Origin of the sequence: Brevundimonas sp. UBA5866, from assembly GCF_002432125.1 — a bacterium.
Taxonomy (GTDB): domain Bacteria; phylum Pseudomonadota; class Alphaproteobacteria; order Caulobacterales; family Caulobacteraceae; genus Brevundimonas.
In genome coordinates this window covers 1-23,559 of sequence record NZ_DJFS01000068.1, presented here as the reverse complement: position 1 = coordinate 23,559, position 23,559 = coordinate 1, and the positions used below count along the sequence as shown (strand labels likewise).

The 23,559-nt window shown below is 62.1% G+C and carries 24 protein-coding genes; 11 read left to right on the top strand and 13 right to left on the bottom strand.

Features of this window, described 5'->3' with window-relative positions:
• The 5 genes from B3H86_RS07495 to B3H86_RS07475 all read right to left on the bottom strand — a co-directional run.
• Nucleotides 1-408, bottom strand: a 408-nt coding sequence (locus tag B3H86_RS07495; protein WP_292052497.1) for a hypothetical protein, incomplete at its 3' end; no start/stop codon positions are given.
• Between the two features lie 102 nt (nt 409-510).
• Nucleotides 511-2,685, bottom strand: a complete 2,175-nt coding sequence (locus B3H86_RS07490) for a PAS domain S-box protein (RefSeq protein ID WP_292052495.1) — start codon at nt 2,683-2,685, stop codon at nt 511-513.
• 178 nt (nt 2,686-2,863) lie between these two features.
• Nucleotides 2,864-3,358 carry a YcgN family cysteine cluster protein gene (locus B3H86_RS07485; RefSeq protein WP_292052493.1) on the bottom strand — a complete coding sequence of 165 codons (495 nt, stop codon included), beginning with the start codon at nt 3,356-3,358 and terminating at the stop codon, nt 2,864-2,866.
• Between the two features lie 55 nt (nt 3,359-3,413).
• On the bottom strand, nt 3,414-3,752 hold the full coding sequence (locus tag B3H86_RS07480; protein ID WP_292052492.1) for a DMT family transporter: 339 nt from the start codon (nt 3,750-3,752) through the stop codon (nt 3,414-3,416).
• Nucleotides 3,753-3,779: 27 nt separating this feature from the next.
• Nucleotides 3,780-4,238, bottom strand: a complete 459-nt coding sequence (locus tag B3H86_RS07475; protein WP_292052490.1) for an Lrp/AsnC family transcriptional regulator — start codon at nt 4,236-4,238, stop codon at nt 3,780-3,782.
• 162 nt (nt 4,239-4,400) lie between these two features.
• On the opposite strand from B3H86_RS07475, the gene B3H86_RS07470 reads away from it, so the two are divergent.
• Both B3H86_RS07470 and B3H86_RS07465 read left to right on the top strand, forming a co-directional pair.
• Entirely contained in the window at nt 4,401-5,006 is a 606-nt protein-coding gene (locus B3H86_RS07470; protein ID WP_292052487.1) for a LysE family translocator, read from the top strand.
• A 44-nt stretch (nt 5,007-5,050) separates the two neighbouring features.
• Complete coding sequence (locus tag B3H86_RS07465; protein WP_292052486.1) at nt 5,051-6,862, top strand: ABC-F family ATP-binding cassette domain-containing protein; 1,812 nt, start codon at nt 5,051-5,053, stop codon at nt 6,860-6,862.
• 49 nt (nt 6,863-6,911) lie between these two features.
• Here the strand turns inward: B3H86_RS07465 and B3H86_RS07460 are convergent, their stop codons facing one another.
• Nucleotides 6,912-7,781, bottom strand: coding sequence for a hypothetical protein (locus tag B3H86_RS07460; RefSeq protein WP_292052484.1), 870 nt, complete (start codon nt 7,779-7,781; stop codon nt 6,912-6,914).
• Nucleotides 7,782-8,272: 491 nt separating this feature from the next.
• Between B3H86_RS07460 and B3H86_RS07455 the strand changes: the two genes are divergently transcribed.
• The 3 genes from B3H86_RS07455 to B3H86_RS07445 all read left to right on the top strand — a co-directional run bounded on the left by B3H86_RS07455 (nt 8,273) and on the right by B3H86_RS07445 (nt 10,991).
• Nucleotides 8,273-9,295 (top strand): ABC transporter substrate-binding protein, encoded by a 1,023-nt coding sequence (locus tag B3H86_RS07455; protein ID WP_292052482.1) that lies wholly within the window; start codon nt 8,273-8,275, stop codon nt 9,293-9,295.
• A 95-nt stretch (nt 9,296-9,390) separates the two neighbouring features.
• Nucleotides 9,391-9,870: a hypothetical protein gene (locus B3H86_RS07450; protein ID WP_292052480.1), complete on the top strand. Its 480-nt coding sequence runs from the start codon at nt 9,391-9,393 to the stop codon at nt 9,868-9,870.
• Nucleotides 9,871-9,872: 2 nt separating this feature from the next.
• On the top strand, nt 9,873-10,991 hold the full coding sequence (locus tag B3H86_RS07445) for a DUF2336 domain-containing protein (protein ID WP_292052478.1): 1,119 nt from the start codon (nt 9,873-9,875) through the stop codon (nt 10,989-10,991).
• A gap of 72 nt (nt 10,992-11,063) precedes the next feature.
• Here B3H86_RS07445 and B3H86_RS07440 read toward each other — a convergent pair whose 3' ends face one another.
• From B3H86_RS07440 to B3H86_RS07420, 5 genes are all read right to left on the bottom strand, one after another.
• Nucleotides 11,064-11,492, bottom strand: coding sequence for a MucR family transcriptional regulator (locus B3H86_RS07440; RefSeq protein ID WP_292052477.1), 429 nt, complete (start codon nt 11,490-11,492; stop codon nt 11,064-11,066).
• A gap of 369 nt (nt 11,493-11,861) precedes the next feature.
• On the bottom strand, nt 11,862-13,061 hold the full coding sequence (locus tag B3H86_RS07435) for a DUF2336 domain-containing protein (protein WP_312821388.1): 1,200 nt from the start codon (nt 13,059-13,061) through the stop codon (nt 11,862-11,864).
• Between the two features lie 133 nt (nt 13,062-13,194).
• On the bottom strand, nt 13,195-14,175 hold the full coding sequence (gene cysK, locus B3H86_RS07430) for a cysteine synthase A (RefSeq protein ID WP_292052475.1): 981 nt from the start codon (nt 14,173-14,175) through the stop codon (nt 13,195-13,197).
• Between the two features lie 108 nt (nt 14,176-14,283).
• Nucleotides 14,284-14,700, bottom strand: a complete 417-nt coding sequence (locus B3H86_RS07425; protein WP_292052473.1) for a hypothetical protein — start codon at nt 14,698-14,700, stop codon at nt 14,284-14,286.
• Nucleotides 14,701-14,742: 42 nt separating this feature from the next.
• Nucleotides 14,743-15,231 carry an Lrp/AsnC family transcriptional regulator gene (locus B3H86_RS07420; RefSeq protein WP_292052471.1) on the bottom strand — a complete coding sequence of 163 codons (489 nt, stop codon included), beginning with the start codon at nt 15,229-15,231 and terminating at the stop codon, nt 14,743-14,745.
• Nucleotides 15,232-15,315: 84 nt separating this feature from the next.
• On the opposite strand from B3H86_RS07420, the gene B3H86_RS07415 reads away from it, so the two are divergent.
• Complete coding sequence (locus B3H86_RS07415) at nt 15,316-16,236, top strand: EamA family transporter (RefSeq protein WP_292052469.1); 921 nt, start codon at nt 15,316-15,318, stop codon at nt 16,234-16,236.
• 145 nt (nt 16,237-16,381) lie between these two features.
• Here B3H86_RS07415 and B3H86_RS07410 read toward each other — a convergent pair whose 3' ends face one another.
• A complete protein-coding gene (locus B3H86_RS07410; protein ID WP_292052467.1) occupies nt 16,382-17,896 on the bottom strand; it encodes a methyl-accepting chemotaxis protein in 1,515 nt (504 codons plus the stop codon).
• Between the two features lie 189 nt (nt 17,897-18,085).
• Between B3H86_RS07410 and fliI the strand changes: the two genes are divergently transcribed.
• From fliI to B3H86_RS07390, 4 genes are read left to right on the top strand one after another with little or no spacing between them, the layout of a single operon-like run.
• The gene (gene fliI, locus B3H86_RS07405; protein WP_292052501.1) at nt 18,086-19,429 is read left to right on the top strand and encodes a flagellar protein export ATPase FliI; all 1,344 of its coding nucleotides are present in this window, start codon (nt 18,086-18,088) and stop codon (nt 19,427-19,429) included.
• A gap of 13 nt (nt 19,430-19,442) precedes the next feature.
• Complete coding sequence (locus B3H86_RS07400) at nt 19,443-19,856, top strand: flagellar FliJ family protein (protein WP_292052466.1); 414 nt, start codon at nt 19,443-19,445, stop codon at nt 19,854-19,856.
• Between the two features lie 49 nt (nt 19,857-19,905).
• On the top strand, nt 19,906-20,922 hold the full coding sequence (locus B3H86_RS07395; RefSeq protein WP_292052465.1) for an endo-1,4-beta-xylanase: 1,017 nt from the start codon (nt 19,906-19,908) through the stop codon (nt 20,920-20,922).
• Nucleotides 20,831-21,943 carry an oxygenase MpaB family protein gene (locus B3H86_RS07390; protein WP_422653075.1) on the top strand — a complete coding sequence of 371 codons (1,113 nt, stop codon included), beginning with the start codon at nt 20,831-20,833 and terminating at the stop codon, nt 21,941-21,943. Before B3H86_RS07395 ends, B3H86_RS07390 begins: the two co-directional genes overlap by 92 nt.
• On the opposite strand, the gene ctrA is transcribed toward B3H86_RS07390, so the two are convergent.
• Nucleotides 21,930-22,631, bottom strand: a complete 702-nt coding sequence (gene ctrA / locus B3H86_RS07385; RefSeq protein WP_242913718.1) for a response regulator transcription factor CtrA — start codon at nt 22,629-22,631, stop codon at nt 21,930-21,932. The genes B3H86_RS07390 and ctrA overlap by 14 nt on opposite strands.
• A 380-nt stretch (nt 22,632-23,011) precedes the next feature.
• On the opposite strand from ctrA, the gene B3H86_RS07380 reads away from it, so the two are divergent.
• Nucleotides 23,012-23,389, top strand: a complete 378-nt coding sequence (locus tag B3H86_RS07380; protein ID WP_292052499.1) for a chromosomal replication initiator DnaA — start codon at nt 23,012-23,014, stop codon at nt 23,387-23,389.
• The last annotated feature ends 170 nt before the right edge of the window (nt 23,390-23,559 follow it).

Here is a 23,559-nt window from a genome sequence, read left to right as displayed (position 1 = left end):
AGGATCGCCTCGCGGACCATATCCCTTCTGTTCGGCAACCTCGAAAAGACGATCGACGCGAGCGAACAGCTCGGCCCTGAGGCGTTGTTCCTCGGCTTCATCGATCACTTCACCCGATCCAGCCAAATCATCCTCCGCATCCCCTGAAACCTTCCTCGCCGACGCCTTCAAAGCCGCCACCGCCTTGGCCGTGCGCGCGATCACGCCCACCGCCCGCGCCCGCTTCTCCGCTTCGGCCACATCCCTGGGCGGCTCGGCCTCGGCCAGCACATCCACCGCGCCATCCACCAGCGCCTGAAGCTGCCCGAATACGCGGTCCAGCCAATCCTGCACCGCCCCGCCGTCCGCTGCCCCATTTCCCGCCATACCCAAACCATAGGGCACCAGCGTCCACAGGCGCGCAAACATCCGCGCCCCTTCCCCAATCCCTTTGTTTTATTGGGTTTGCGGCCCTGACTTAGGTTCAACCAAACAAAAAGGCCCCCACTTTCGCGAGGGCCTCATCCGCAATCATTTCAACCAGTGCCGGATGGCTTCAGCCAGCTCCCCGACCTGTATCGGCTTGGCCAGATGCCCGTCCATTCCGGCGGCCAGACACCGCTCGACCTGCTCGCCCTGCACATTTGCCGTCAGGGCAATAATCGGCAACCGGCTTTCCTCGCCCTCGCTGCGCCGGATTTCCCGCGTCGCCGCAAGGCCATCCATCTCCGGCATGTGCACATCCATCAGCACCAGATCAAAGCCGCGCCGACGCACCGCCGTTACCGCCTCGACCCCGTTCGATGCCGTCTCCACCTCCAGCCCCAGCGAGGAGAGGATAATGGTCACCAACTCACGGTTGGCCGCCGCATCGTCCACTAACAGAATCCGCCCCTGGACCTCGATGGCAGGCGTGGTCTGCACCGCCACCGACACGGGCACAGCAAAATCGAAATCCAGCGGCACCTCGAACCAGAAGGTCGCCCCCAGCCCCGGCTCGCTGACATAGCCGATGCTCCCGCCCATCAACTCGATCAGACGGCGCGAAATCGCCAGCCCCAGTCCGGTCCCGCCATAGACCCGCGTCGTGGACGCATCGGCCTGATTGAACCGGCCGAAGATCAGCTCCGCCTTCTCCTCGCTGACCCCGATGCCGGTGTCGCGCACCTCCACCCTCAGGCGGTATCCACCCTCTTCCGTTTCCTTGCCAAAGGCCTTGAGCATGACCCTGCCGGAAGCCGTAAACTTCACCGCATTGGACAGGAAGTTCAGCGTCACCTGCCTCAAACGCGCCGCATCTCCTGACAGGATTTCCGGCAGGCCGGCATCGATATCCAGCCTCAGCTCCAGCCCCTTCTCCTCGCACTGTCGCTGCACGATGCCCGCCGTGTCCGACATCAGTCGGGACACTTCGAACGCTACCTTTTCGATCTCGACCGCATCGGCTTCCAGCTTCGAATAGTCGAGAATGTCGTTGATCACCTGCAACAGGGCATTCGACGACGTCTCGATCCGCTCGGCATACAACCGCTCTTGGTCCGACAGCTGTTTCGATGCCCGCAACAGGCCCGAATAGCCGATCACGCTGGTCAGCGGGGTTCGCAGCTCGTGGCTCATATTGGCCAGGAACTCGCCCTTGGCGATGGTGGCGTGCTCCGCCCTGTCCTTGGCCTGAAGCAGTTCCAGCTCCAGCTCCTTGCGCTGGGTAATGTCGCGGATCACCACCACGACCTCCACCGGCATGCCGTCATCATTGTGCAGCGCCTTGGCCGTGCACTCGCACCAGACGACCGACCCGTCACGATGCAGCGCGCGGTTCTCCAGCCTCGTCGGCTTCCCCGACCTCAGCGCCTCCATCAGCGCCACCACCGCCTTCTCGCGGTCATCTGGATGGACATATTCCAGCGAGTTGCCGCTCATCTCCTCCACGCTCCAGCCCAAGAGCTGCTCGATGGCGGGCGAGATATATTTGCTCGACCCGTCCATCTTCACGCGGGTGATCACATCGCTGACATTCTCCGCCAGCAGTCGATAGCGCGCCTCATTGCGGCGCAACCGCTCCAGCATGGCTTCGTAATCGGTGATGTCGCGGAACACACCGAACAGTCCGGTGATCTCCCCGTTCGGTGCCCGCTCTGCCGCGGAACGCGTGACAACAATGCGCTTCTTGCCGTCCTGCCTGACCAAATTCAGCCGAAGATCATAGCCTTCGCCGGTTTCCAGCGCCTTCTCGATCGCCTCGTTCAGAACAGACTGGTCATCGCGGGAATAAAAGCTCACCCCTTCCGATACCGACCTTGAGCCTCCATTGTTTTCCAGCCCGTGAATATCGAACACATGGCTGGACCACGATGTGTGCCGTGTCTGTTTTTCGATACGCCACCAACCGACACCGGCCATTTCCTCGATCATGCCCAACATCTGGTTGCGGTCGTTGAGTTCGCGCCGCGCCTGCTCTCCCGATGCAATCTCCGCCGCGATCGCGCCAATACGCGCGATCAGGTCGCACTCGCCCCTGTCGGGTGCCAGCCGATCACGGTCTGTCAGAAAGATCACGGCCCCGGCAACAGCCCCATCCGCCACCAAGGGCGTACTGGCCCAATATTCTGGATAGTCGCTCTCGACCTCGCCGCGCTTAAGTATCTCGCCCGGCGCAGCCTTCAGGGTCTGCCGACCTGCCGAGCACAGCGCAACCCCGGGCAGCAACGGCTCATGCACAACGTAGACCGTTGCATTCAGTAGGCCTTGCGCCAAGTTGAGCAAGGGCTCGAACCGCCTTGCCGCCTTGATATAGTGGCCAAATTCATGGCTTTCCAAACCCGCCATTTCCCCGCCCCGACAGATACTCGCCACACAGACACACAGCGTCCCCCGACGCGGTGCCTTACCCCTCGTCCATCAGTCCCTGTACTTCGTCCGGACCCGCGGTTCCCCTCTCGCGGTTCCATTCAGGAACTTCAAAGTCGAGCGCATCCTCGGCCTCGGCCAGCACCGTTTCGCTCACGGTCTGACGCCGCACCGAGACACCTGCCTCGTGCACCGTCTCGGCACGTCCCGAAACCAGCGGGTGCCACCAGGCCAGATCACGCCCCTCGTGGATACGACGATAGCCACAGGACTTCGGCATCCACTCCAACGCCTCGATATTGTTCGGCGTCAGCTTGATACAGTCTGGCACGTGTTCCTTGCGGTTTTGATAATCGGCGCAGGTACAGCGCACCGGATCAAACAGCTTGCAGTGAACGCGCGTCGGGATCACCTCGCCGGTGTCCTCGTCCTCAAAACGGACAAGACAGCACAGGCCGCACCCGTCACACAGGCTTTCCCACTCTTGCGGGGACATTTCGGACAGGGATTTGGTTTTCCAGAAAGGCAACATGGCGGGGCCTATAGGCCCAAAAGCCCGCCCTGTCGCCCCCGACTTCCAGCCCGCCTCAATGCACCGCCGATTTCGAGAACAGGTTGATCACAATCACCCCACCCACAATCATCACCAAGCCAAGGACGGCGGGCAGATCCAGCCGCTGCTTGAACACCACCAGCCCGATCACCGAGATCAGCACCACCCCCAGCCCGCTCCAGATCGCATAGGCCAGCCCCACCGGGATGGTCTTCAACGCATGGCTCAACAGGTAAAAGGCCAGCCCGTAACAGATGGCCATGCCGATCGTCGGCAGGGGTTTGCTGAACTGGTTCGACGCCTGCAACAGGCTGGTCCCCACCACCTCGCACAGAATGGCACCGCCCAACGCCGCCCACGTCACAGGATTCATCGCGCCACTCCTTTTCCGGCCCGCCGCCTAGATCGGCAGGGCAAACGACTGTTTGACCACCTGACTGGGAACGTCCGTCTTCACATTCTGGATGCCATTCTGCCGCGTCAGATTGGTCCGCTGGAACCGGCGGTAATCCTCGATGTCCTCACACACCACCTTCAACAGGGCATCGCTCTCGCCCAGCATGATGTAGCACTCTACCACCTCGGGCAGGCGTTTCATCGCACTGATAAAGACCTCGATCGTCTCGGTGTCCTGCGCCAACAGCCAGACCCGCACGAACATGGACATGCTCAGGCCCATCTTGGCCTGATCCAGCACGGCCACATAGCGGTCGATCAGACCCCGCTCTTCCAGCAGTTTTACCCGCCGCAGACAGGGCGACGGCGACAGGCCGACCTTCTGCGCCAGCTCATTGTTCTGGATGCGACCGTCCCTCTGCAATTCACGAAGAATTCGCCGATCAATGTCGTCCAAATCCATTGGCATTTCCTGCTAATCAAGTCCGTAAATATTGCCACCAATGCCAATATTTCCGCCACAACTAGCATACTCGACAGCCAATTGCGCGGCCCGCGCTATAGGTTCCGCGCCTTCTCCCCCCACGGGCCATCCGGCCCACGCCTTCTCCCCCGAGGCTGCTTCATGACTATCGCCTGGCTCATCGCCGTTATCGGCTTTGCCTTTGTCATGGGTATTACCCCCGGCCCGAACAACACGCTGGTGGCCTCGTCAGGCGCCACCTACGGTTTTCGCGCCAGCCTGCCCTATAATGCGGGCATCGGCATCGGCACCGCCAGCATCATGTTCATCGTCGCAGCCTTCGGGGCCTCGGTCGTCAACAACCCGACCGTCGAAGCCATCCTGAAATGGGTCGGCATCGCCTATCTGCTCTGGCTCGCCTTCAAGATCGCCACCGCCAAGCCCAAGATGGCCGGACAGGACGACAATACCCGCCCCCTGTCATTCCTTCAGGGCCTGCTGTTCCAGTTCATCAACCCCAAGATCTGGATCATGATCACCGGCGCGGTCGTCACCTATGGCACCAGCGTGCGCGGCCTGTCGCCGATGGAACTGGCCATCCTCTTCTCGGCCCTGTTCGGCATCATCACCGTTGGTTGCACCCTGACGTGGACCGGCCTCGGCGTCAGCTTGCGTCGCCTCCTGTCCAGCCCCCGCGCCATCCGCATCTTCAACGGCGCGATGGCCACCCTTCTGGTCGCCTCGCTGATCCCTATGGTGATCGGCTAAGCGCCCCATAGCCGCCACGCCAGCCATCGGCTATACGCCCGCACATGGCTGCCAGACCTCCCCTCGTTGCACTTAAAGACATCCACCTTCAGGACGGACCGCGCCCGCTATTTTCGGGCGTCGATCTTGCCGTAGAGCCCCGCTCGCGCGCCGCCCTCGTGGGCCGTAACGGCGCGGGCAAGTCCACCCTGATGAAGGTGGTCATGGGCTTCATCGAGGCCGACAGCGGCGACCGCTCCGTCCAAGCCGGTGCCCGCTTCGCCTATGTGCCGCAGGAACCGGAAATCACCGGCGACACGCTGGCCGACTACGCCTCGTCGGGTGGCGCCGAGCGCTGGACCGCCGAGAGCTGGCTCTCGACCTTCGGCCTCAACCCCGAAAAATCCACCCAAGGCCTGTCGGGCGGTGAAATCCGCCGCGCCGCCTTGGCCAAGGCCTTTGCCGAGGAACCGGACGTTCTCCTGCTGGACGAGCCGACCAACCACCTCGACATCCTCGCCATCGAACTGCTCGAAGAAGAGCTGATCGCCGCCCGCTTCGCCGTACTGGTCGTCAGCCACGACCGCGCCTTCCTGAACCGCGTGACCAACACGGTCCACTGGCTGGAAGGCCGCAAGGTCCGCACCCTGAACAAGGGCTTTGCCGAGTTCGACGACTGGGCCGCCAAGGTGCTGGAAGAAGAAGCTATCGCCCTCGAAAAGCTGACCAAGACGATCGAGCGCGAAACTGAAACCTTCTACCGCTCCATCACGGCCCGCCGCACCCGCAACGAAGGCCGCGCGCGCAACCTCGCCGCCCTTCGTGCCGAGCGCGCCGAAAAGATGAAGGACGTCCCGCGCGAGCTTTACATGGGCGTGGATTCCGGCGGCATCTCGGGCAAGCTGGTCGCCGACCTCAAGGGCGTGTCCAAGTCCTTCGGCGACCGCACCATCTTCAAGAACCTGACCACCCGCATCATTCGCGGCGACCGTCTGGCCATCGTCGGCCCCAACGGCGCGGGCAAGACCACTCTGGTCAAGGTGCTGCTGGGCGAACTGGCACCCGATGAGGGCACTGTCCGCATGGGTGCCAACCTCGAGCCGCTCTACCTCGACCAGTCCCGCGAGGGCCTGAAGTCCGACATGACCCTGTGGGACGCCCTGACGCCGGGCGGCGGTGACAGCATCCTCGTGCGCGGCCATCCCAAACACGTCGCCGCCTACGCCAAGGACTTCCTCTTCAAAGAAGCCCAACTGCGCCAGCCGATCTCCACCCTGTCGGGCGGCGAACGCAACCGCCTGTTGCTGGCCCGCGCCCTGGCGAAATCGGCCAACCTGCTGGTACTCGACGAGCCGACCAACGACCTCGACATCGACACGCTGGACAAGCTTCAGGAACTGCTCGACGGCTATGACGGCACCCTGATCCTCGTCTCGCACGACCGCGACTTTGTTGACCGCCTCGCCACCTCGACTATCGCCATGAACGGTCGCGGCGACATCGTCGAAACCCCCGGCGGCTGGCAGGACTTCGTGCGCCAGAACCCGGGCTTCATCCAGCCGCCCAAAACCCATGATGCGCCTTCAGCAGCGCGTCGGGTCGAGAAGGCGGAGCCTTCTGACCGCGCTGCACCTAAAAAGCCTACGAAGTTGTCTTACAAAGACGCGCGCCGTCTGGAAGAAATCGAAAAGCTGCTGGAAACCCTGCCCGCCGAGATCGAAAAGCAGGACGCCATCCTCGCCGACCCCGAGCTCTACAGCAAAAATCCCGCCGCCTTCGACAAGGCCATGAAGGCCGCCGAAAAGGCCCGCGCCGACCTCGAAGCCATTGAACTCGAATGGCTCGAACTCGAGGAAAAGAAAGCGGCTCTGGGCTGATCCCCGAAGTCAAAGGGCGGCGGTATCCGATACCGCCGCCCTTTTCTGTTCAGTGGCTCACCACCTCGACCAGCATCAACCCCGGTGCAGAGTTGATCCAAACCGAGCGCCCCCCGTCCCCGCGCCATTCATTGACGCCATAGGGCTGCCATTTGGCCGTCTCCAGTCGTTGCGGCACTTCCTGTTCCCACTGCGCGATCCGGCTGTTCGCCTTGGCCCTCAGGGCCACACGGCATCCCGTCTCGTCGGCATTGACCATCACCGTTTCACGTTCCTCATCGGCATGGGCCATTTCAGCCGCCGCGCCGCTGTATGTGCGCAACTGTGCCCACAACAGCCATTTCTGGTCTTCGGTGCGAGCCTCCTCGCCCGTCATGAGCAGCGGGCAGACCTCGTTGACCGCATCGATCACGGCGGTGCCTGCGGTACGTTGCGCTGCCCGTGATGCAGTATTGACCCTCAACCGCAACTGGTCGGTCTGCACCTTCGGCATCACCAGAATCCGCCCCATCTGGTTCAGGGGACGCCCCATTGCCAGTGAAAGCCCGTGGTCTATGGCCGCATAGTATTGCGCGCCGTCACCGCGTTCGCCCTGCCCCAGAACGCCCAGACTGGGCACGCTGCGCCATCCGTACCGATCGCTGTCAGCCGCAATCCATGCCCGCACGGCCTCCAGCGACGCCTCGCCGTCAGAGCCGATCAGCACATCACAGCCTTTAGGGCTCAATTCCAGAAACACACCGCCGGGCCCAGTTTCGGATGGAAGCACCATAGTCTTGGACTGGTCGCGGTCCTCACCGCGCAAATCCAGTCTGCCCGACTGCATCTGGACACAAAGGTCCACCCCCTTCACCGCCGCCTCAGCAACCGGAGAGGCAGACGAGCCGCCCATAACAAAAGCCAATAGTACGCCCAGCATTCCGGCACATCCCCGAACCGCGATACAGGGCCTTCATATCAAACGCAGTTATCCACCGATATAGTCAAGCTTGAAAAATCCTGCCTTGCGCGGAAACTGCATTTCAGACATCAATGCTATGTCAATGACTGTGTCACTTTCCGGCTGTTGAGGTTCCGCCGCCCCGGCTGCCATGCGACCGGCATTGATACTGAGATCTGGTGTCAGTGCATCCTGTACGCCGTCGGTCCCCCCGAAAGGGACGCGTCCCCCTTCTAATACCCGTCCCTTTTGTCAGTGGTTGAAGATCAGGCCCGCGCCGAACGTCTCGCGTGCCCGTAAACTCCAATCAACTGAGCGTAGGTTGCTGGAAACATTGCACCAATAGATCTCTGGAGAGGGCGTAGTCCCCATCTACGCCCTCTCCATTTTCTTATTGTCATGTCACAGTGGCTATCAAATCGGTGGCGAACTCTTCCCAATCGACGCCACCATGCTTATTGCAACCGGTGATGTCCCCTATCCGGCCCACAAGACGACACCTGATCCAGGGCTTTGCTGGCGCAATGGCCGGTTTTGCCCTGTCAGGATGCAACCAGAACGCGCCCGTTGACGAACAGGGCCGCGTGCGCCTGCGTCTGGCTGTACCGGGTCCGGCGCGCGCCGACCATGCGGGCTTCTATCAGGCGATCGCAGACGGCACCTACGCCCGTCGCGGCCTGAACATCCAGATTTTCCACGGCAACTCAGCCGCCGATGTGTCCCAGAAACTGGCCTCGGGCCAGGCTGAGCTGGGCCTTGCCCGCGACAGTTTCGCCGCCCTGCGCATGATTGCCGACCGCGCGCCCATCAAGGCTGTCGCCGCCTTCATGCAAAAGGACCCGCGCGTCCTGATCGCCCATGCCGGCGACGCCCCGCGCGATCCCGGTTCCATTGGCGCTCGCCCTCTCTATATCGAAGACGCCGACTGGGCCGACATCTGGTCCTGGCTCCAGCCCAAATACGGGCTGGCGAACGATCAGCTTTTCCGTCCCGAGACAGGCGCGATCGATCCCTTCCTGGAAAACACGCAGAGCATTCTGATCGGCTCCCTGACCCGCGAACCCGCCCTCGTCGGTTCGGCCGATCCCGATCTGCAGACGCGGCTCTATCTGCCGGCCGATGACGGGTTTGCTTCCTATTCGGGCCTGGTGCTGACACCCAACGCCTTTGCCCGCGACAATACCGAAGCCCTGAAGAGCTTCATCGCCGCATCCGCAGAAGGCTGGCGGGCCTATCTCGACAAGGATCCCGATCCGGCCCACGCCCTGATCCGCCGCGCCAATCCCGCCACGCCTCAAGGTTCGCTGGAAATCGCCCGCGACCTGATGAAGGTTCACGGCATCATCGACAGCGGCGATACAGCCGACCACGGCCTCGGCACCATGACCGCCGAACGCTGGCAGACCTTTGCCGAGCAGAGCCGTGGCGTTTACGCCTCCGATCCGGAATGGCGCGAAGCCTTTACCACCGCCTATCTGCCCGAACGAAAATAACCGGCGTTAGCCTCAGATTAAGCCCAAAGCGTCACTATACGGGCTTAACTCAACCATAGGCGGGAAAACTACGGGTGCGTTCTGGTCGGATTCACTTGGCGACGGCCTTGGCGGCGGGGCTTTGCGCCTCGACGGCGGCTGCGCATGCCTCCGACAGTCGCGCCGTCATTCCGCATGGTGGCTGGGCCTACCCCCGACAGCTGACTCCCGCTTCGGCATGGGGCGCTCCGCCTCCGCCGACAGTGCCTGTACCACCGGCCTATCTGGGCCAGGGTTCCTCCCTGCCCCATGATCCTATGGCCCCGCGTCCGGATGCTCCGGTCTACCGGGTTCAGCCCTCGGCTGACTCCGGCGCCACGGCCTCCGGTCCCCGCTACTATTCGGTGCACCGTCAGGTCGGCAGGCAACCCGACGCACCGCCCCGTCCCGCCCCGGTTTATCTCGACGCCCTACCTGTCGACCTATCCGAACCGCCGGCCAGTGATGATCTGGCTGCCCCTCCGGCGACACCTCAAATGATCCGCGACGCCAATGGCCGATTACGCGCCGTGGCCGACTATCAAGATCCGTCGTAACCATGACCTCTTCCGCTTCTGCTGACACCTCGATCCAGTCTCGCTTGCCGGAACTGATGAATCTGGCTCGTCAGACCGACAGCAGTGCCCGCCGCACCCTTCTGCGTGAGCTTACGGATAATTTCTTCGGGGCTCCCGAACGCACGCCCATCGAGCAGGAACTGTACGGCGTTGTGCTCAGCGACATCAGCCGCGCGATGGAAATCGAAGTGCGCGCCCAGTTGGCCGAACGTTTTGCTTCGGCCTCCGATGCCCCGCACCAGCTGATCAAACAACTGGCCAATGACGAAGCGGCCGTGGCCGTGCCGGTGCTGAGCAGGTCGCCTGTCCTTACCGATGATGACCTGATCCACGTCATCCGCACCCGTAACAGCCAGGAACACATCCGCGCCGTTACCAAGCGCGAGCACGTACCCGAAGCCGTATCCGACGCCATTGTCGAACATGGCGACGACGATACCCTGCACGCCCTGCTGTCCAATGAGGGGGCCCGCCTCTCGCGCGCCGCCAGTGAAAGCGCCGTTGACCGTGCCAAGGCCAATCCCGACCTGCACGACGTCACCGTTTCCCGTGCCAGCCTGCCGATCGATCTGCTCAACGAAATGTATTTCGAGGTAGAGGAACGCCTGCGGGCAAAGATCCTCGAAGAAAATGCCCGCCTCGATCCCGAGGCCCTCGAAGAGGCGCTGGCGGTGGGGCGCACCCGTGTGGCCACCGATGACGGCTCCCTGCCCCCGGACTATGCCGAAAGCCTGGCCTATGTCGAAGAATTGCGCTCCGCCAACCAGCTGACGCCGCAAACCCTGGCCCGCTTCCTGCGTTCGGGCAGCCGTTCGTGCTTCCTGATCGCCCTGTCACAGCTGGCCGACATCGATTTCCACACCGCCCGCAATATTGTGGAGCGCCGTGAACTGGACGCACTGGCTGTTGTCTGCCGCGCCGCCGATCTCGATAAGGCGCTGTTCCTGACCTATGCGGTGGTGCTGCTGAACAACGATGGCAATGCGATGGGCAAGGCCCGCTCCTACGCCAGCATGTACACGCAACTGGACCGCGATACGGCTCTGCGGACCCTGCGCTTCTGGCGCACGCGCCGCGCGGTCATGCAAAGCGCCGCCTGATACAGTCATGGACAATAAAAAAGGCCCGCATCCCCCGATGCGGGCCTTTTTCTTGTTCAGTTGTCTGACGACTTATTTCTTGGCGCGGGTCGCGCGGGCCGGTTTACGGCCACCCTGGCCCAGACCCATTTGCTTGGCCAGATCAGAACGGGCCTTGGCATAGTTCGGAGCGACCATCGGATAGTCCTTCGGCAGGCCCCACTTGGCGCGGTATTCTTCCGGGCTCATGTTGTACTTGGTACGCAGGTGACGCTTCAGCGACTTGAACTTGCGACCGTCTTCCAGACAGATCAGGAAATCCGGCGTAATGGACTTACGCACCGGAACTGCCGGTTCACGCGGTTCGGGTTCTTCTTCGACCGGAGCAACCGTGATGCCCGTCAGGGCAGCGTGCACTTGCGAAATCAGTGCCGGCACAGCTTCCGCAGGCACCATGTTGTTGCTGACATATGCAGAAACAATATCCGCAGTCATCTCAAGCAGTTCAGGTTTTTCGTCCATGTTTTATCCCGCCAGATTGGAAAAAGCTCGGGCCTTGGTTTCAGCCCATTATTAGTTTTATGCGGGGCGCATGGTGAACGCGCATAGACAGTTGTCAAGTCCCAGCAGATCAAAACACGTAATATAACGAAAGCTTTTTCAGTCTAATCAAGTCTAAGGGACAATATGCATTAAGCTTAAGGCACTTAATCGCCTTCATAAAAAATGCGGGTACTTAAAACAAAGTGATCAGTGCGCACGTTTTGATTGAGACAAGCATTCCCGCAAACAGGGAATATCGCCGTTTCGCTAAAACAGAGCGCAAGTGTCGGGTTTGCTACAGCTAACTCTATAAGTCGCTCTAAAGTATCGGAAAACCCGATCCGGCTATCAGGCCTTGAAGTCTTCCGATAGCGCCAGCATTGCCGCGCGCTCTGCCGCCGAGAACTGATCGATCAGGTGATCTTCGCCTTCGCGAATTGCCCGTATGAGTTGAGGCGTCAGCGCCGAGGTGAGCGCCCAGTTCCAATAGCGGATAACGGTTTGGGCACGATCGACAGCCAGCATGTCGTAAACGATCTGCACGCGTTCCCAGCGCGGATCGCTGCTATCCTCGCTGCCCGAACGCCGCATGGCCTTCCATAGCAAGACCAGATAGTGCTTGGTCAGGCCGGTCGCCTTGCACAGAACGGCAATGGACTCGCCGCCCTCGTCACTCAGGATTTTCGCGGCGGTCAAAGGTTTCACACCGGCCAGATGGCCTATTTCCGCCACCAGTTCCGGTGTCAGGCCGCTCTCGGCTGCGGCCTCGATAATGCCTTCCAGACCTTCATAGGCCGATTTCCTGGCAGCCTCGCGGTTGCGCTGGCGGCGCTCGATAAACTGCAGGGCCTTGCGTACCACCGGATCGGACCAGCCATCCTTGGCCGCCATACCGAACAGATCGACCACCGACCCCTGAAGCACTTCGCGCGAAACAGCAAAGCGACGCAGGATAACGCTGCGCTCCTCGTGGTTACACCACCAGAACATAACATAGGCACTGGACGGGCGCAGTTCAGGGCGCTTCAGCAGCCAGCCGCACAGATTGGCATTGTGCCTCGACAGGGCCACAGCCTCTTCCAGAGCAGTGGTCGGAATAACCGCCTCGCGGTTCTGCAGTACCGCTTCGATGACTTCGGGCTCGTTGCGCTCGATCAGCACAGCGGTCACACCCGCCGATAGCTGTCTCCGCGCGGCTATAAGCTTGCAATGCTCAATGCCGGTATCGCGGGCGCAGGTAATCAGGTCATGATCGCTCAGGGACGTGCATTCGACCAGAAGTTCACGCGCGACAACCAGATCGTCCCGCAAAAGCAGACGCAGGATATTGTTCGGGATTTCCGTCAGCGGGGCCAGACGCGCCGCAATCCTGCGACGCTCTTCCACCGAGGCCTGGCGCATCATGTCGACCAAAAGGTCAGCCACGACCGAACGTTCGAATGCATTGATGCGGCTGGCGGGCAGGCTGACCACATCAGCCATACGGCGCAAAAGCATCAGGCGCGCGCGCTCGCTCTCGGCGTTTGGCATGACTTCAGGTTTGAGCACAGCTTTTCCCATACCGCCACAATGGCACGTGCGGGTTAACTACATGTGCAAGACAAGGCCGAAAATGGCCTTATCGCCCAATTCTGCACCGCGGATGACACCTGCGACACGAAAGTCGCAGAAATCATTGTTTTCACAAACCTTCGAACAGAGCGGTCGAAAGGTAACGTTCTGCAAAGCTTGGGATGATCACCACGATGGTCTTGCCCGCATACTCATCCTGAGCGGCCAGACGGAAGGCGGCCGTCAACGCGGCACCCGATGAAATCCCCACCGGAATACCTTCGGTGCGGGCAACCTTGCGGGCCATTTCAAAGGCATCGTCATTATCGACCTGTTCGATGGCGTCGATCACGCCGGTGTCGATCACAGGCGGCACAAAGCCCGCGCCGATGCCCTGGATCTTGTGCGGGCCGGGCGCACCGCCCGACAGAACCGGCGATGCGGTCGGCTCGACGGCAATCATCTTCAAATCGGCTTTTCTGGCCTTCAGCGCGTGACCGACGCCGGTGATGGTGCCGCCGGTGCCAACACCCGCAATGACCACATCCACAGAGCCTGCGGTGTCGTTCCAGATCTCCTCGGCGGTCGAAACCTCGTGGATGGCCGGATTGGCGTCATTCTCGAACTGGGCCGGAGAGATGGAGCCGGGGATTTCCTTGAGCAGTTCCTCTGCACGGGCAATCGCGCCCTTCATGCCCTTTTCGGCGGGCGTCAGTTCCAGCTGCGCGCCCAGCAGGGCCAGCATCTTGCGACGCTCGATCGACATGCTCTCCGGCATGCACAGGATCAGCTTATAGCCCTTGGACGCCGCCACAAACGCCAGCGCAATGCCGGTATTGCCGCTGGTCGGCTCGATCAGGGTCGCGCCCGGCTGGATCTTTCCGGCCTGCTCCAGCGCCTCGACCATTGCCACACCGATACGGTCCTTTACCGAGGCGATGGGGTTGAAGAACTCCAGCTTGGCCAGCACGCGGGCCTTGGGCTGATATTCCTTGGTCAGGTTCGGCAGCGCCACCAGCGGGGTATCGCCGATCGTATCGACGATGCTGTCAAACACCTTGCCGCGACCGGCCTTCTTGTGACGGCTGGCATCATAGGTGGTGTTGGACATAGGCGATCTCCTTGGTTGGGCCCTTAGACAAAGACATAGCGCGTATACGCCTTGCCACAACCCGACGCCGCCCAGCTTTTCTCAAAAAGCTTTTAGAAAAGCTGGGCCTTACAAGCCTTCGCCCGTGCCATTGCGATAGGATTCAAGCCGCGCCAAATAGGGCGCTGCGATCTGGAATGGCATGAGCAGGTCATACTGCGCCCCGCCATTGCTTACCGCCATGACCACATCGCCCGGCTTATCCGTAAGCAGTCTTCCACACCAGATGACGATCTCGTCCGGCTTTTCCCTGCGCGCGCTGATCCCGCGCACGGAAAAGCGATCCGGCACCTCTCCCTGGATGACTTCCAGCGTCTCGATTTCCAGGCGCACGATATCCTTCCACGCATCACCGCCATCGGGCACGACCGAGACAACACGGCCCACCGCAATCGGCGGACCATCCTGCTGCGGAACTATATCCCATCTCGGAGAAGGCAGAGGGACACAGGCCAAGGCGGGCTGCACGACAGCAGAACCCCACATAACCGCGGCCAAACCCCAGAGATGGACCCGTTTCATCTGAAACTACCTTCTGCGCGAAATAACCCGCTGTGATGGATCAAACGACATAACCTCGCGGATGGTCAACAAGGTGGTGAAGTTGCGCACCCTGTTGTCGTCGCTCAGCGTCTCGCGGGTGAAGGTGTCATAGGCCTCCATATCCGGCACGACGACGTACATGATGAAATCCACATGGCCGGTCGTGTACCAAAGCCCGTGAACCTCGGGCCGCGCCTTCAGCTTGCGCATCAGCGCATCAAGAACCGCCGTGCCCTCACGCTCCATCTCAACCAGCACATGCATGGTCAGCGCCTTTTCCAGCCGACCACGGTCCACCACCGCCACATCCGCGACGATCACTTTTTCGGCCCGCAGACGACGCAGTCGGCGCGACACCGCCGACTCCGACAGCCCAACCCGCTCGGCCAGTTCGCGGGCGGGCGTCAGATTGTTCTGCCGCACCATATCCAGCAGGCGGTGGTCGAAATCATCAAGAGCGAGTGTTTCTTGCATTAAAACCTCTCAGACGCCGGAAATCGGCACACAGGCGAGCAAACTTGCCAACACAAATCCACGGGCCGGATTTAGGTTCAACGCATGATCCGTACCGCCTCCCTCCCCGCAATGTCCCGTTTTGGTGTGTACCTGCCCTACCTCGCACTGGTGGGCGGTATCCTGTTCCTGTCGATCGGCACGTCTTTCGCCAAGACCCTGTATCCGCACGTCGGCCCGATGGGCACCGCCGCCCTGCGTGTGGGCCTGTCGGCCCTCATCCTCACGGCCATTTTCCGTCCGTGGCGCGCCCGTTTCACCCGATCCGACGTCAAGGGCCTGGCCCTTTACGGTGCGGTCATGGGCATGATGAACCTCAGCTTCTATATGGCGCTGAATACCATTCCGCTGGGCGTGGCTCTGGCCATCGAGTTCACCGGCCCGCTGGCCGTGGCCCTGTTCAATGCGCGCAAGCCGATCCATCTGGTCTGGGTGGTGGTGGCCGCACTGGGTCTGGCCATGCTGTTCCCGTTCGACACCTCGGTGTCCAACCTTGATCCGGTGGGCTGTGGCTTTGCCGCCTTGGCTGCGCTGTTCTGGGCCGGCTATATCGTATTTGGCCAGCGTGTGGCCCACCTGCCCTCGGGCGCGACGGTGGCCGTGGGCATGGGCTTTGCCGCAATGGTCGTGGTTCCGTTCGGCGTCGCCACCGCCGGGGCCAGCCTGCTGTCGCCCGCCATCCTTGGCATGGGTGTGCTGGTCGCACTGGCCTCCAGCGCCATCCCCTATTCGCTCGACATGGTCGCACTTCGCAGCATTCCCAAGCGCACCTTCGGTGTCGCCGTCAGTGCCGATCCGGCCGTCGGGGCCCTTGCCGGTCTTCTGTTCCTGAACGAGCACCTGACGCTGATGCAGTGGCTCGCCATCGGAGCCATTATGACGGCCTCGGTCGGCGCCGTTCTGACCACAACCGCGGCGGCCCGCAAATCCGCCGCCGCCGCGCCGACCGACCAGCCGCTTCTATAGGGCCGCAAAAAGAAAGCCCGCCTTTGCCGGGGGAGCAAAGGCGGGAAGTGAGGGGACACACGGATCGATACGTTTGTCTCTGGAGTATGGATGCGACCCTGTACCACCGGAGGGGGGGGAATGGCGCGGACAGGGTCGCCTCGTCCTAAAACTCTGCGTACTCAGAGGTGGGGGAACCGCTGACTACAGCCTTAAGACGAGATCTCTGGCTTTGCAGGGCGGGAGACATTCCACCCCGAAAGCGTTGATTGGCAGGGTTCGGTTCCCGGGGTGACGCGCCCCGGCTTGCAGGAGCCTGTTGACTGCGGCCGGTGTTGAAGCGTGACACCAGCGCCGCCAGCTGGCGGGTTTCGTTTTGCAGACCGGTGGCGGCAGCCGTGGTTTCTTCCACCATTGCGGCATTCTGCTGTGTGACCTGGTCCATCTGGTTCACCGCGGCGTTCACCTGCCCCAGACCCGTGGCCTGCTCCTGAGACGAAGCCGCGATTTCAGCGGCCAGGGCGTCCATTTCCGCGACCTTGGCGGCGATGGTTTCCAGTGCCCGACCGGATTCACCCACCAGTTTCACGCCCTCGGCCACTTCATGGGCCGAAGCCGAGATCAGGGCCTTGATCTCCTTGGCCGCCTCGGCTGACCTTTGGGCCAGCGTGCGCACCTCCGAAGCCACCACCGCAAATCCACGCCCGCTCTCGCCAGCCCGCGCCGCTTCCACGCCCGCGTTCAGGGCCAGCAGGTTGGTCTGGAAGGCAATCTCGTCGATCACCCCGATGATATCGCCAATCTCGGCCGAGCGACGGCTGATACCGTCCATAGCGGCCTGTGCCTTCTGCATGACCTCGCCGGAACGTTCTGTTTCGGTACGGGCCTCGACAGCGGCGGTCGAGGCCTGACGTGCCCCCTCCGCGCTGCGTTGCACCGTGGCGGTGATCTGGTCCAGCGCCGCAGCCGTTTCCTCAAGACTGGCGGCTTGCTGCTCGGTACGGCGGGACAGATCGTCAGCCGAGTTGGCGATTTCTTCCGATCCTGTCTTCAGGACCGCTACGGCTTCCAGCACCTGATCCAGCGCCTGACGCAGGCTGGCGGTGGCACCGTTAAAGTCGTCCTTCACCCTTTGATGGGTGCCTTCCATCGGCGCATCGATCTGGGCGCGAAGATCACCCTCGGAAAGCTTGGACAGATTGTCGGCCAGGATTTCGACCAGACGCGACTGGGCTTCCTCGGCGGTTTTGCGCTCGATTTCGGCGCGGCGGGCCGCCTGCTCGGCCTCGGTGATGTCGATAGCCAGTTTGACCACCTTCACGGCACGGCCGTTCTCGTCCAGCACAGGATTGTAGCTGGCTTCCAGCCAGACCTCGCGCTGGCCCTTGGCCATGCGGCGGAACTTCCTGGCGACGAAGCGTCCGGCGTTCAGTTCCTGCCAGAATGCGGCGTATTCCGGAGACGCCGCCTCTGCGGGGTCCATGAACATGCGGTGGTGCTGTCCGCGGATCTCGTCCAGCGAATAGCCCATCGTCTTGAGCAGGTTCTCATTGGCATCGATGATGGTGCCGTCCAGCTCGAACTCGATCACCGCCTGCGACCGGCCAATCGCGGCCATGCGACGTTCCAACTCTTCCAGTCGGTTACTGTTCTGCGCAGCAGGAGGGTTCTTTCTGAACATGGAGCGCTTTCGAACCTCTGGTGGGTATGGGTGTTGTTCGAGTGAAAGATGTCCCCGAAAACCTTTCTTTTTGTGATGACGCTGTTACGTCAAACTCCTCAGGCGCGGATTTACCCCTGATTAACCATAAGTGCGGCACAGCAAAGGTTGAGCCCTTTGAAACGCGCCCGCGTGCGCTGGATTTCCGCCTTGCGCCAGCTGATATCAGCCGCCCATTCCATCGATCCCGTCGTGGTCACGGGCAAGGTCGCAGGCGTCAACGGCCTGCTGATCGAAAGCCGCGGCGGACTGTCGCGCCTGGCGGTCGGTGCCCGCGCCGAGATCAGCCGTCGCGGCCAGCCTCCCCTACCCGCCGAGGTTGTCGGCTTCCGCGATGCCAAGGCGCTGCTGATGCCCTATGGCCCGGTCGAGGGCGTGGCTCCGGGGGCCGATATCAAAATCCTTGAGGCCGCCGCCTCGGTCAGCCCCACCATTGGATGGCTGGGTCGCATCATCGATGCCTTTGGCGACCCGATCGACGGCAATGGCCCGCTCCCTCAAGGCGGCCATCCCTATACGCTGAAAGCCTCGCCGCCACCGGCCCACTCGCGCGACCGCGTGGGCGAACGGCTGGATCTGGGCGTACGTTCGATGGATGTGTTCACCACCACCTGCCGTGGCCAGCGCCTCGGCATCTTCGCCGGCTCCGGCGTGGGTAAGTCGGTGCTGCTGTCCATGCTGGCGCGTCAGGCCACCTGTGACGTCGTCGTGGTGGGCCTGATCGGCGAACGGGGCCGCGAAGTGCGCGAGTTCATCGAGGAGACGCTGGGCGAAGAGGGCCTGCGCCGCGCCGTCGTCGTGGTCGCCACCTCGGACGAGCCCGCCCTGAAACGACGCCAAGCCGCCTATATGACGATGGCCGTGGCCGAGTTCTTCCGCGATCAGGGCCTTGAAGTCCTGTGCCTGATGGACTCCGTAACCCGTTTCGCGATGGCCCAGCGCGAGATCGGTCTGGCTGCGGGCGAGCCCCCGACGACCAAGGGCTATACCCCGACCGTCTTTACCGAACTGCCCAAGCTGCTGGAACGCGCCGGTCCCGGCCCGCGCCTGCCTGATGGTCGCCAAGCCGGTCCCATCACCGCCCTGTTCACCGTGCTGGTGGATGGCGGCGACCATGACGAACCCATCGCCGATGCCGTTCGCGGTATTCTGGATGGCCACATCGTCATGGACCGAAAGATCGCCGAGCGCGGGCGCTTCCCCGCCATCGACGTGCTGAAGTCCGTCAGCCGCACCATGCCGGAATGTCAGGACCCACGTGAGCGCGAACTCAACCGCCGCGCCCGCCAGTGCCTGTCGGCCTATGCCAACATGGAAGAACTGATCAAGATCGGTGCCTACCGCAGCGGCGCCGACCCCATCGTGGACCGCGCCATCGCCCTCAATCCGATGCTGGAAGATTTCCTGCGTCAGGATAAGGAAGACGTAACGCGGTTGGCCGATAGTTTCGACAGACTTGAATCCATCCTCAACATGGGCATGCTAGAAGCTTGACCGGAGAAGCCGCATGACCGCATGGGCCCAATCCCTGATCCGCCTCACCAACTATGAGGTCGAGACCCTGCAAAAGCGCATGGCCGAGATCGCCGCGCGCCGTGCCGATGCGGAAATGAAGCTGGTCATGCTGGACGCCGAGGCCGAAGGCGAAAAAGCACAGGCGACAGCCGATCCTCAACATGCCGCCATGCTGCGCGCCTATCTGAACGGCTGGAAACTGCGCCGCGCCAATGCCGAGGGCATGATCGAGGCTCTTCGCCGCGAGGAAGACGGCGCACGCGATGCCCTGACCGCAGCCTTCGAAGAGCTGAAAAAGTTCGAGCACGTCGCCGAAACCACCCGCATCAACAAACGCATCGCCGCCAACCGCCGCGAAGCCGCGACTTTCGACGAAATGGGCCTGCGCCGTCGCAACGCGGGCTGATGGATTGATGCCGTCGCGCCGTTCACTGCTTATCGGCGCGGCAGGTCTGATGGCTTCCGGCTGTCGCGCTGCGGCCCAGCCCGATATCGCCGTACCTCCCCTGAAATCGCTCGCGCCCTACCGCGTCGGCACCTGCGCCATGACGGGCCAGTTGGACGATGCCGGCTGGACGCGGCTGGCGCTCACCCATTTCAACCAGATCACGCCCGAGTGGGAGATGAAGATGGAATACATCCTCACCCCCGACGGCTATCGGTTCGATGCGCCCGACCGCATCGCCTCATGGTGCGACAGCCACGGCATGGCCCTGCATGGCACGACTTTGATCTGGTATTCACAGGGCGAGGAGGCCTTTCGCGGCCTGTCCCGCGCCGATTACGGCCAGCGGTTCGACCGCTATATCGCCGCCGTCGCGGGCCGCTATGCCGGACGGGTGCGCGGCTGGGATGTGGTCAATGAGGCAGTGGCCGAGGACGGCGTCGGCCTGCGTTCCCACCACTGGTCGCAGAACCTTGGCGACATAGACCACATGCGCCGCGCCTTTGATCAGGCCAAGCAGGCCGATCCCGACGCCGTCCTGTTCCTCAACGACTACAATCTCGAAAACAATCCCAGGAAGGGCGCGACCTTCCTGAAACTGGTCGAGCAACTGCTGAAGGCGGGGGCACCCGTCGGTGGCATCGGCAGCCAAAGCCACCTCAATATCGAGATACCAGAGGGCCGGATCAGCGCCTTCATCCATGAAGCGGCCCAGTTCGGATTGCCGCTTCACATCTCTGAACTGGACGCCTCGCGCCGCCGCGAAGGCGGCCCTCCAGATGTCAGAAGTGTTTCATTCCGGAGCAGGCAACAATTTGATCGTGTTAAGGAATTAACCGATGCTTATTCAAGGTTACCCGAACAACAGCGCTATGGCTTAACACTCTGGGGCGTTCGGGATACGGACTCATGGCTGCGCCGCCCGCCCCACGACGATGGCCGCGACAGCCCGCTGGCCTTTGACGCCTCTGGCCAGCCCACCACCGTCGCCCGCGCCCTATCCGAAAGCTGGCTCCGGTCCCAATGACGGAACAGGCGCGCGTGGCAAAGGTTTACTGAATATGGCCTCCCCGTCCCTGAACGAGCCGATCCAGCGCCGCCTCGACCAAGCCGCCGCCGACTATATGCAGCCGGATGACATGCCGCGTTTCGATTTCACGGCTCCCGCTGGAGAGGCGGCCCTGATCCCTCACGACAGCATTTCGTGGCAGATCTTCAAAAATCCCGTCAGCCTGTTCATTGGCGGTGTCACCGCAGTGATCCTCGAACTGGCCGAGGCGCGGGTCCGCTCGGGCGTGTGGGACCACACCAGTTTCCGCACCGATCCGGTGCCGCGCCTGAAGCGCACAGGTCTGGCTGCCATGGTCACCGTCTATGCCCCCGCCTCCAAGGCCGAGGCCATGATCGCGGGCATCCGCCGCCGCCATTCCCGCGTGACCGGCACCGCCGATGACGGGCAAGCCTATAACGCCAATGATCAGGTCCTGCTGGACTGGGTACAGGCCACGGCGGGCTATGGCTTTACCGAGGCATTCCATCGCTTTGTGCGGCCGCTGTCGGCACAGGAGCGCGACCGCGCATGGTCCGACGCCTATCCGACTGCCGTCCATTACGGAGCCGTAGGTGCCCCGAAGTCCGAGGCCGAATGGCAGGAACAGCTGGCTGCCATGCTGCCGCACCTGACACCCTCGCCCATCGTGTTCGAGTTCCTCGACATCATGCGTCGAGCCAATGCCTTTCCCGCCTATGCCCGTCCGATCCAGCACCTGTTGATCCGGGCGGCGATAGACATGGTCCCGCCGGAAGTGGCGACCATCGTCGGCCTCCACNNCGCCCATCGTCGGCCTCAACCCCGCCGATGGCTTGACCGCATGGCAGCGCCCGCTGGTGAAGGCCCTCGCCCAAGGTGCCGAGCGCTTCGCCGGTCAGTCCTGCGTGCGTATGGGCCTGCCCGCCGACTGGCTCTGGAAACAGCGCTGAAACGAAAAACGCCCGCTGTTTCCAGCGGGCGTCTTATCAAGGTTCCGGATCGGATTAGGCGGCGATGATCTGGCCGACTTCCGACGGGTCGCGAAGCACATAGCCACGACCCCAGACGGTTTCGATATAGTGTTTGCCACCGGCAGCGGTCGCCAGCTTCTTGCGCAGCTTGCAGATGAAGACGTCAATGATCTTCAGTTCCGGCTCGTCCATGCCACCGTACAGGTGGTTCAGGAACATTTCCTTGGTCAGGGTCGTGCCCTTGCGCAGGGAGAGCAGCTCCAGCATCTGGTATTCTTTACCGGTCAGGTGGACACGGTGGCCGTTCACTTCGACGGTCTTGGCGTCGAGGTTCACAGCGATCTCGCCGGTGTGGATGATGGCCTGTGCGTGGCCCTTGGAGCGGCGCACCACGGCGTGGGTGCGGGCGATCAGCTCATCCTTGTGGAACGGCTTGGTCAGATAGTCGTCGGCACCGCCGCCGAAGGTCTTGACCTTGGTTTCAATCTCGTGGCTGCCCGAGAGGATCATGACCGGAGTATTGACCTTGCCGTTGCGCAGCTGGCGCAGAACCTCAAGGCCGCTCATGTCAGGCAAGTTGAGGTCAAGCAGGATCAGGTCGTAGTCATAGATCTTGCCCAGATCGATGCCTTCTTCACCCAGATCGGTGGTGTAAACGTTGAAACCTTCCGACTTCAGCATCAGCTCAATGCTTTGAGCCGTGGCGTGATCATCTTCAATCAACAGGACGCGCATTCATGCCCCTCCAGGCAAAGCTTGGCTGAAACCGCGCGTACTGCGCGATCCGGGTAACCTTGTTCGTACGTTAACGATTAAAAGGCTTAGAAATGGTTAACGGGTCCCGATATGAAACGCCTAGGCTGATTTGCGAATCGCCGTCTAGAGGGGCGAGTCAATGATTATTAATTTTTTTAGGAATCCGCGTTCTCCCGTGACGGGTGACTCGCCTCTCTGGCGAACTATCCCCAGCCAATTCACCAATCACTGGTCGGTTAAAGCTAAGCTTTATAAGGGTAAGCGTCCGAAGCTGACGTATAGTAGGAACATTTTCCTAGCCAACCCGACCGCGCACAGCATGATGCGCTCTACGTTCGGAGTTGGGAGATTACCGAGTGATGGAAGCTTATCGCGTCCCTGTTCTTGAAGGTGACCGGATCAGGGCAGACGCCGCCCTCAGCCTGTCGGCCCTCGCCTTTCATATCCCTGTCGAGGAGATGAACCGGCGCGAGCGGGTGCGTCTGCGGGCCTGCCGCGCACGCTGGTCGGCCATGTATCTGGCGCATGTGTCCTTTGGCTGGCCGCTGGAACGGGTAGCCCACGCCTTTGGCCTGAACCGCGCGACCGCCTCGACCGCCTGCCGCTGGGCCGAGGATGAGCGCGACCGCGACGATTACGACCTGCTGATGGACGGTCTGGAGGGCGCGCTGCGCGGGGTGATGGATATGCCCCTTGTCGATCTGGCGCCCGAACACGGCCTGAAGGTGCGCCGATGACCGGCCAGACCTGCGATACAACAATGACCTCCAACAGCCGCCTTGCCGAGCGGGCCCGACGCCTGTTGGAGCGCCCCGACGCATGGCTGGACGAGACGCCGGGCGGCTATCAGCTGCGGCTGGGCGGGGACCGGCGCGGGCGCGTAGTCCTGACGCTCGATGAAGCCGCC

Excerpts from the sequence above, each read along its gene's own strand:
- B3H86_RS07415 (WP_292052469.1), top strand. The coding sequence starts at position 15,316 with ATGATCCGTACCGCCTCCCTCCCCGCAATGTCCCGTTTTGGTGTGTAC.
- B3H86_RS07460 (WP_292052484.1), bottom strand. The coding sequence starts at position 7,781 with ATGCTGGGCGTACTATTGGCTTTTGTTATGGGCGGCTCGTCTGCCTCT.
- ctrA (WP_242913718.1), bottom strand. The coding sequence starts at position 22,631 with ATGCGCGTCCTGTTGATTGAAGATGATCACGCCACGGCTCAAAGCATT.
- B3H86_RS07465 (WP_292052486.1), top strand. The coding sequence starts at position 5,051 with ATGGCTGCCAGACCTCCCCTCGTTGCACTTAAAGACATCCACCTTCAG.
- B3H86_RS07420 (WP_292052471.1), bottom strand. The coding sequence starts at position 15,231 with ATGCAAGAAACACTCGCTCTTGATGATTTCGACCACCGCCTGCTGGAT.
- B3H86_RS07485 (WP_292052493.1), bottom strand. The coding sequence starts at position 3,358 with ATGTTGCCTTTCTGGAAAACCAAATCCCTGTCCGAAATGTCCCCGCAA.
- B3H86_RS07395 (WP_292052465.1), top strand. The coding sequence starts at position 19,906 with ATGGCTTCCGGCTGTCGCGCTGCGGCCCAGCCCGATATCGCCGTACCT.
- B3H86_RS07410 (WP_292052467.1), bottom strand. The coding sequence starts at position 17,896 with ATGTTCAGAAAGAACCCTCCTGCTGCGCAGAACAGTAACCGACTGGAA.
- B3H86_RS07480 (WP_292052492.1), bottom strand. The coding sequence starts at position 3,752 with ATGAATCCTGTGACGTGGGCGGCGTTGGGCGGTGCCATTCTGTGCGAG.
- B3H86_RS07440 (WP_292052477.1), bottom strand. The coding sequence starts at position 11,492 with ATGGACGAAAAACCTGAACTGCTTGAGATGACTGCGGATATTGTTTCT.
- cysK (WP_292052475.1), bottom strand. The coding sequence starts at position 14,175 with ATGTCCAACACCACCTATGATGCCAGCCGTCACAAGAAGGCCGGTCGC.
- B3H86_RS07470 (WP_292052487.1), top strand. The coding sequence starts at position 4,401 with ATGACTATCGCCTGGCTCATCGCCGTTATCGGCTTTGCCTTTGTCATG.
- B3H86_RS07380 (WP_292052499.1), top strand. The coding sequence starts at position 23,012 with ATGGAAGCTTATCGCGTCCCTGTTCTTGAAGGTGACCGGATCAGGGCA.
- B3H86_RS07455 (WP_292052482.1), top strand. The coding sequence starts at position 8,273 with ATGTCCCCTATCCGGCCCACAAGACGACACCTGATCCAGGGCTTTGCT.
- B3H86_RS07475 (WP_292052490.1), bottom strand. The coding sequence starts at position 4,238 with ATGGATTTGGACGACATTGATCGGCGAATTCTTCGTGAATTGCAGAGG.
- B3H86_RS07400 (WP_292052466.1), top strand. The coding sequence starts at position 19,443 with ATGACCGCATGGGCCCAATCCCTGATCCGCCTCACCAACTATGAGGTC.
- B3H86_RS07425 (WP_292052473.1), bottom strand. The coding sequence starts at position 14,700 with ATGTGGGGTTCTGCTGTCGTGCAGCCCGCCTTGGCCTGTGTCCCTCTG.
- B3H86_RS07445 (WP_292052478.1), top strand. The coding sequence starts at position 9,873 with ATGACCTCTTCCGCTTCTGCTGACACCTCGATCCAGTCTCGCTTGCCG.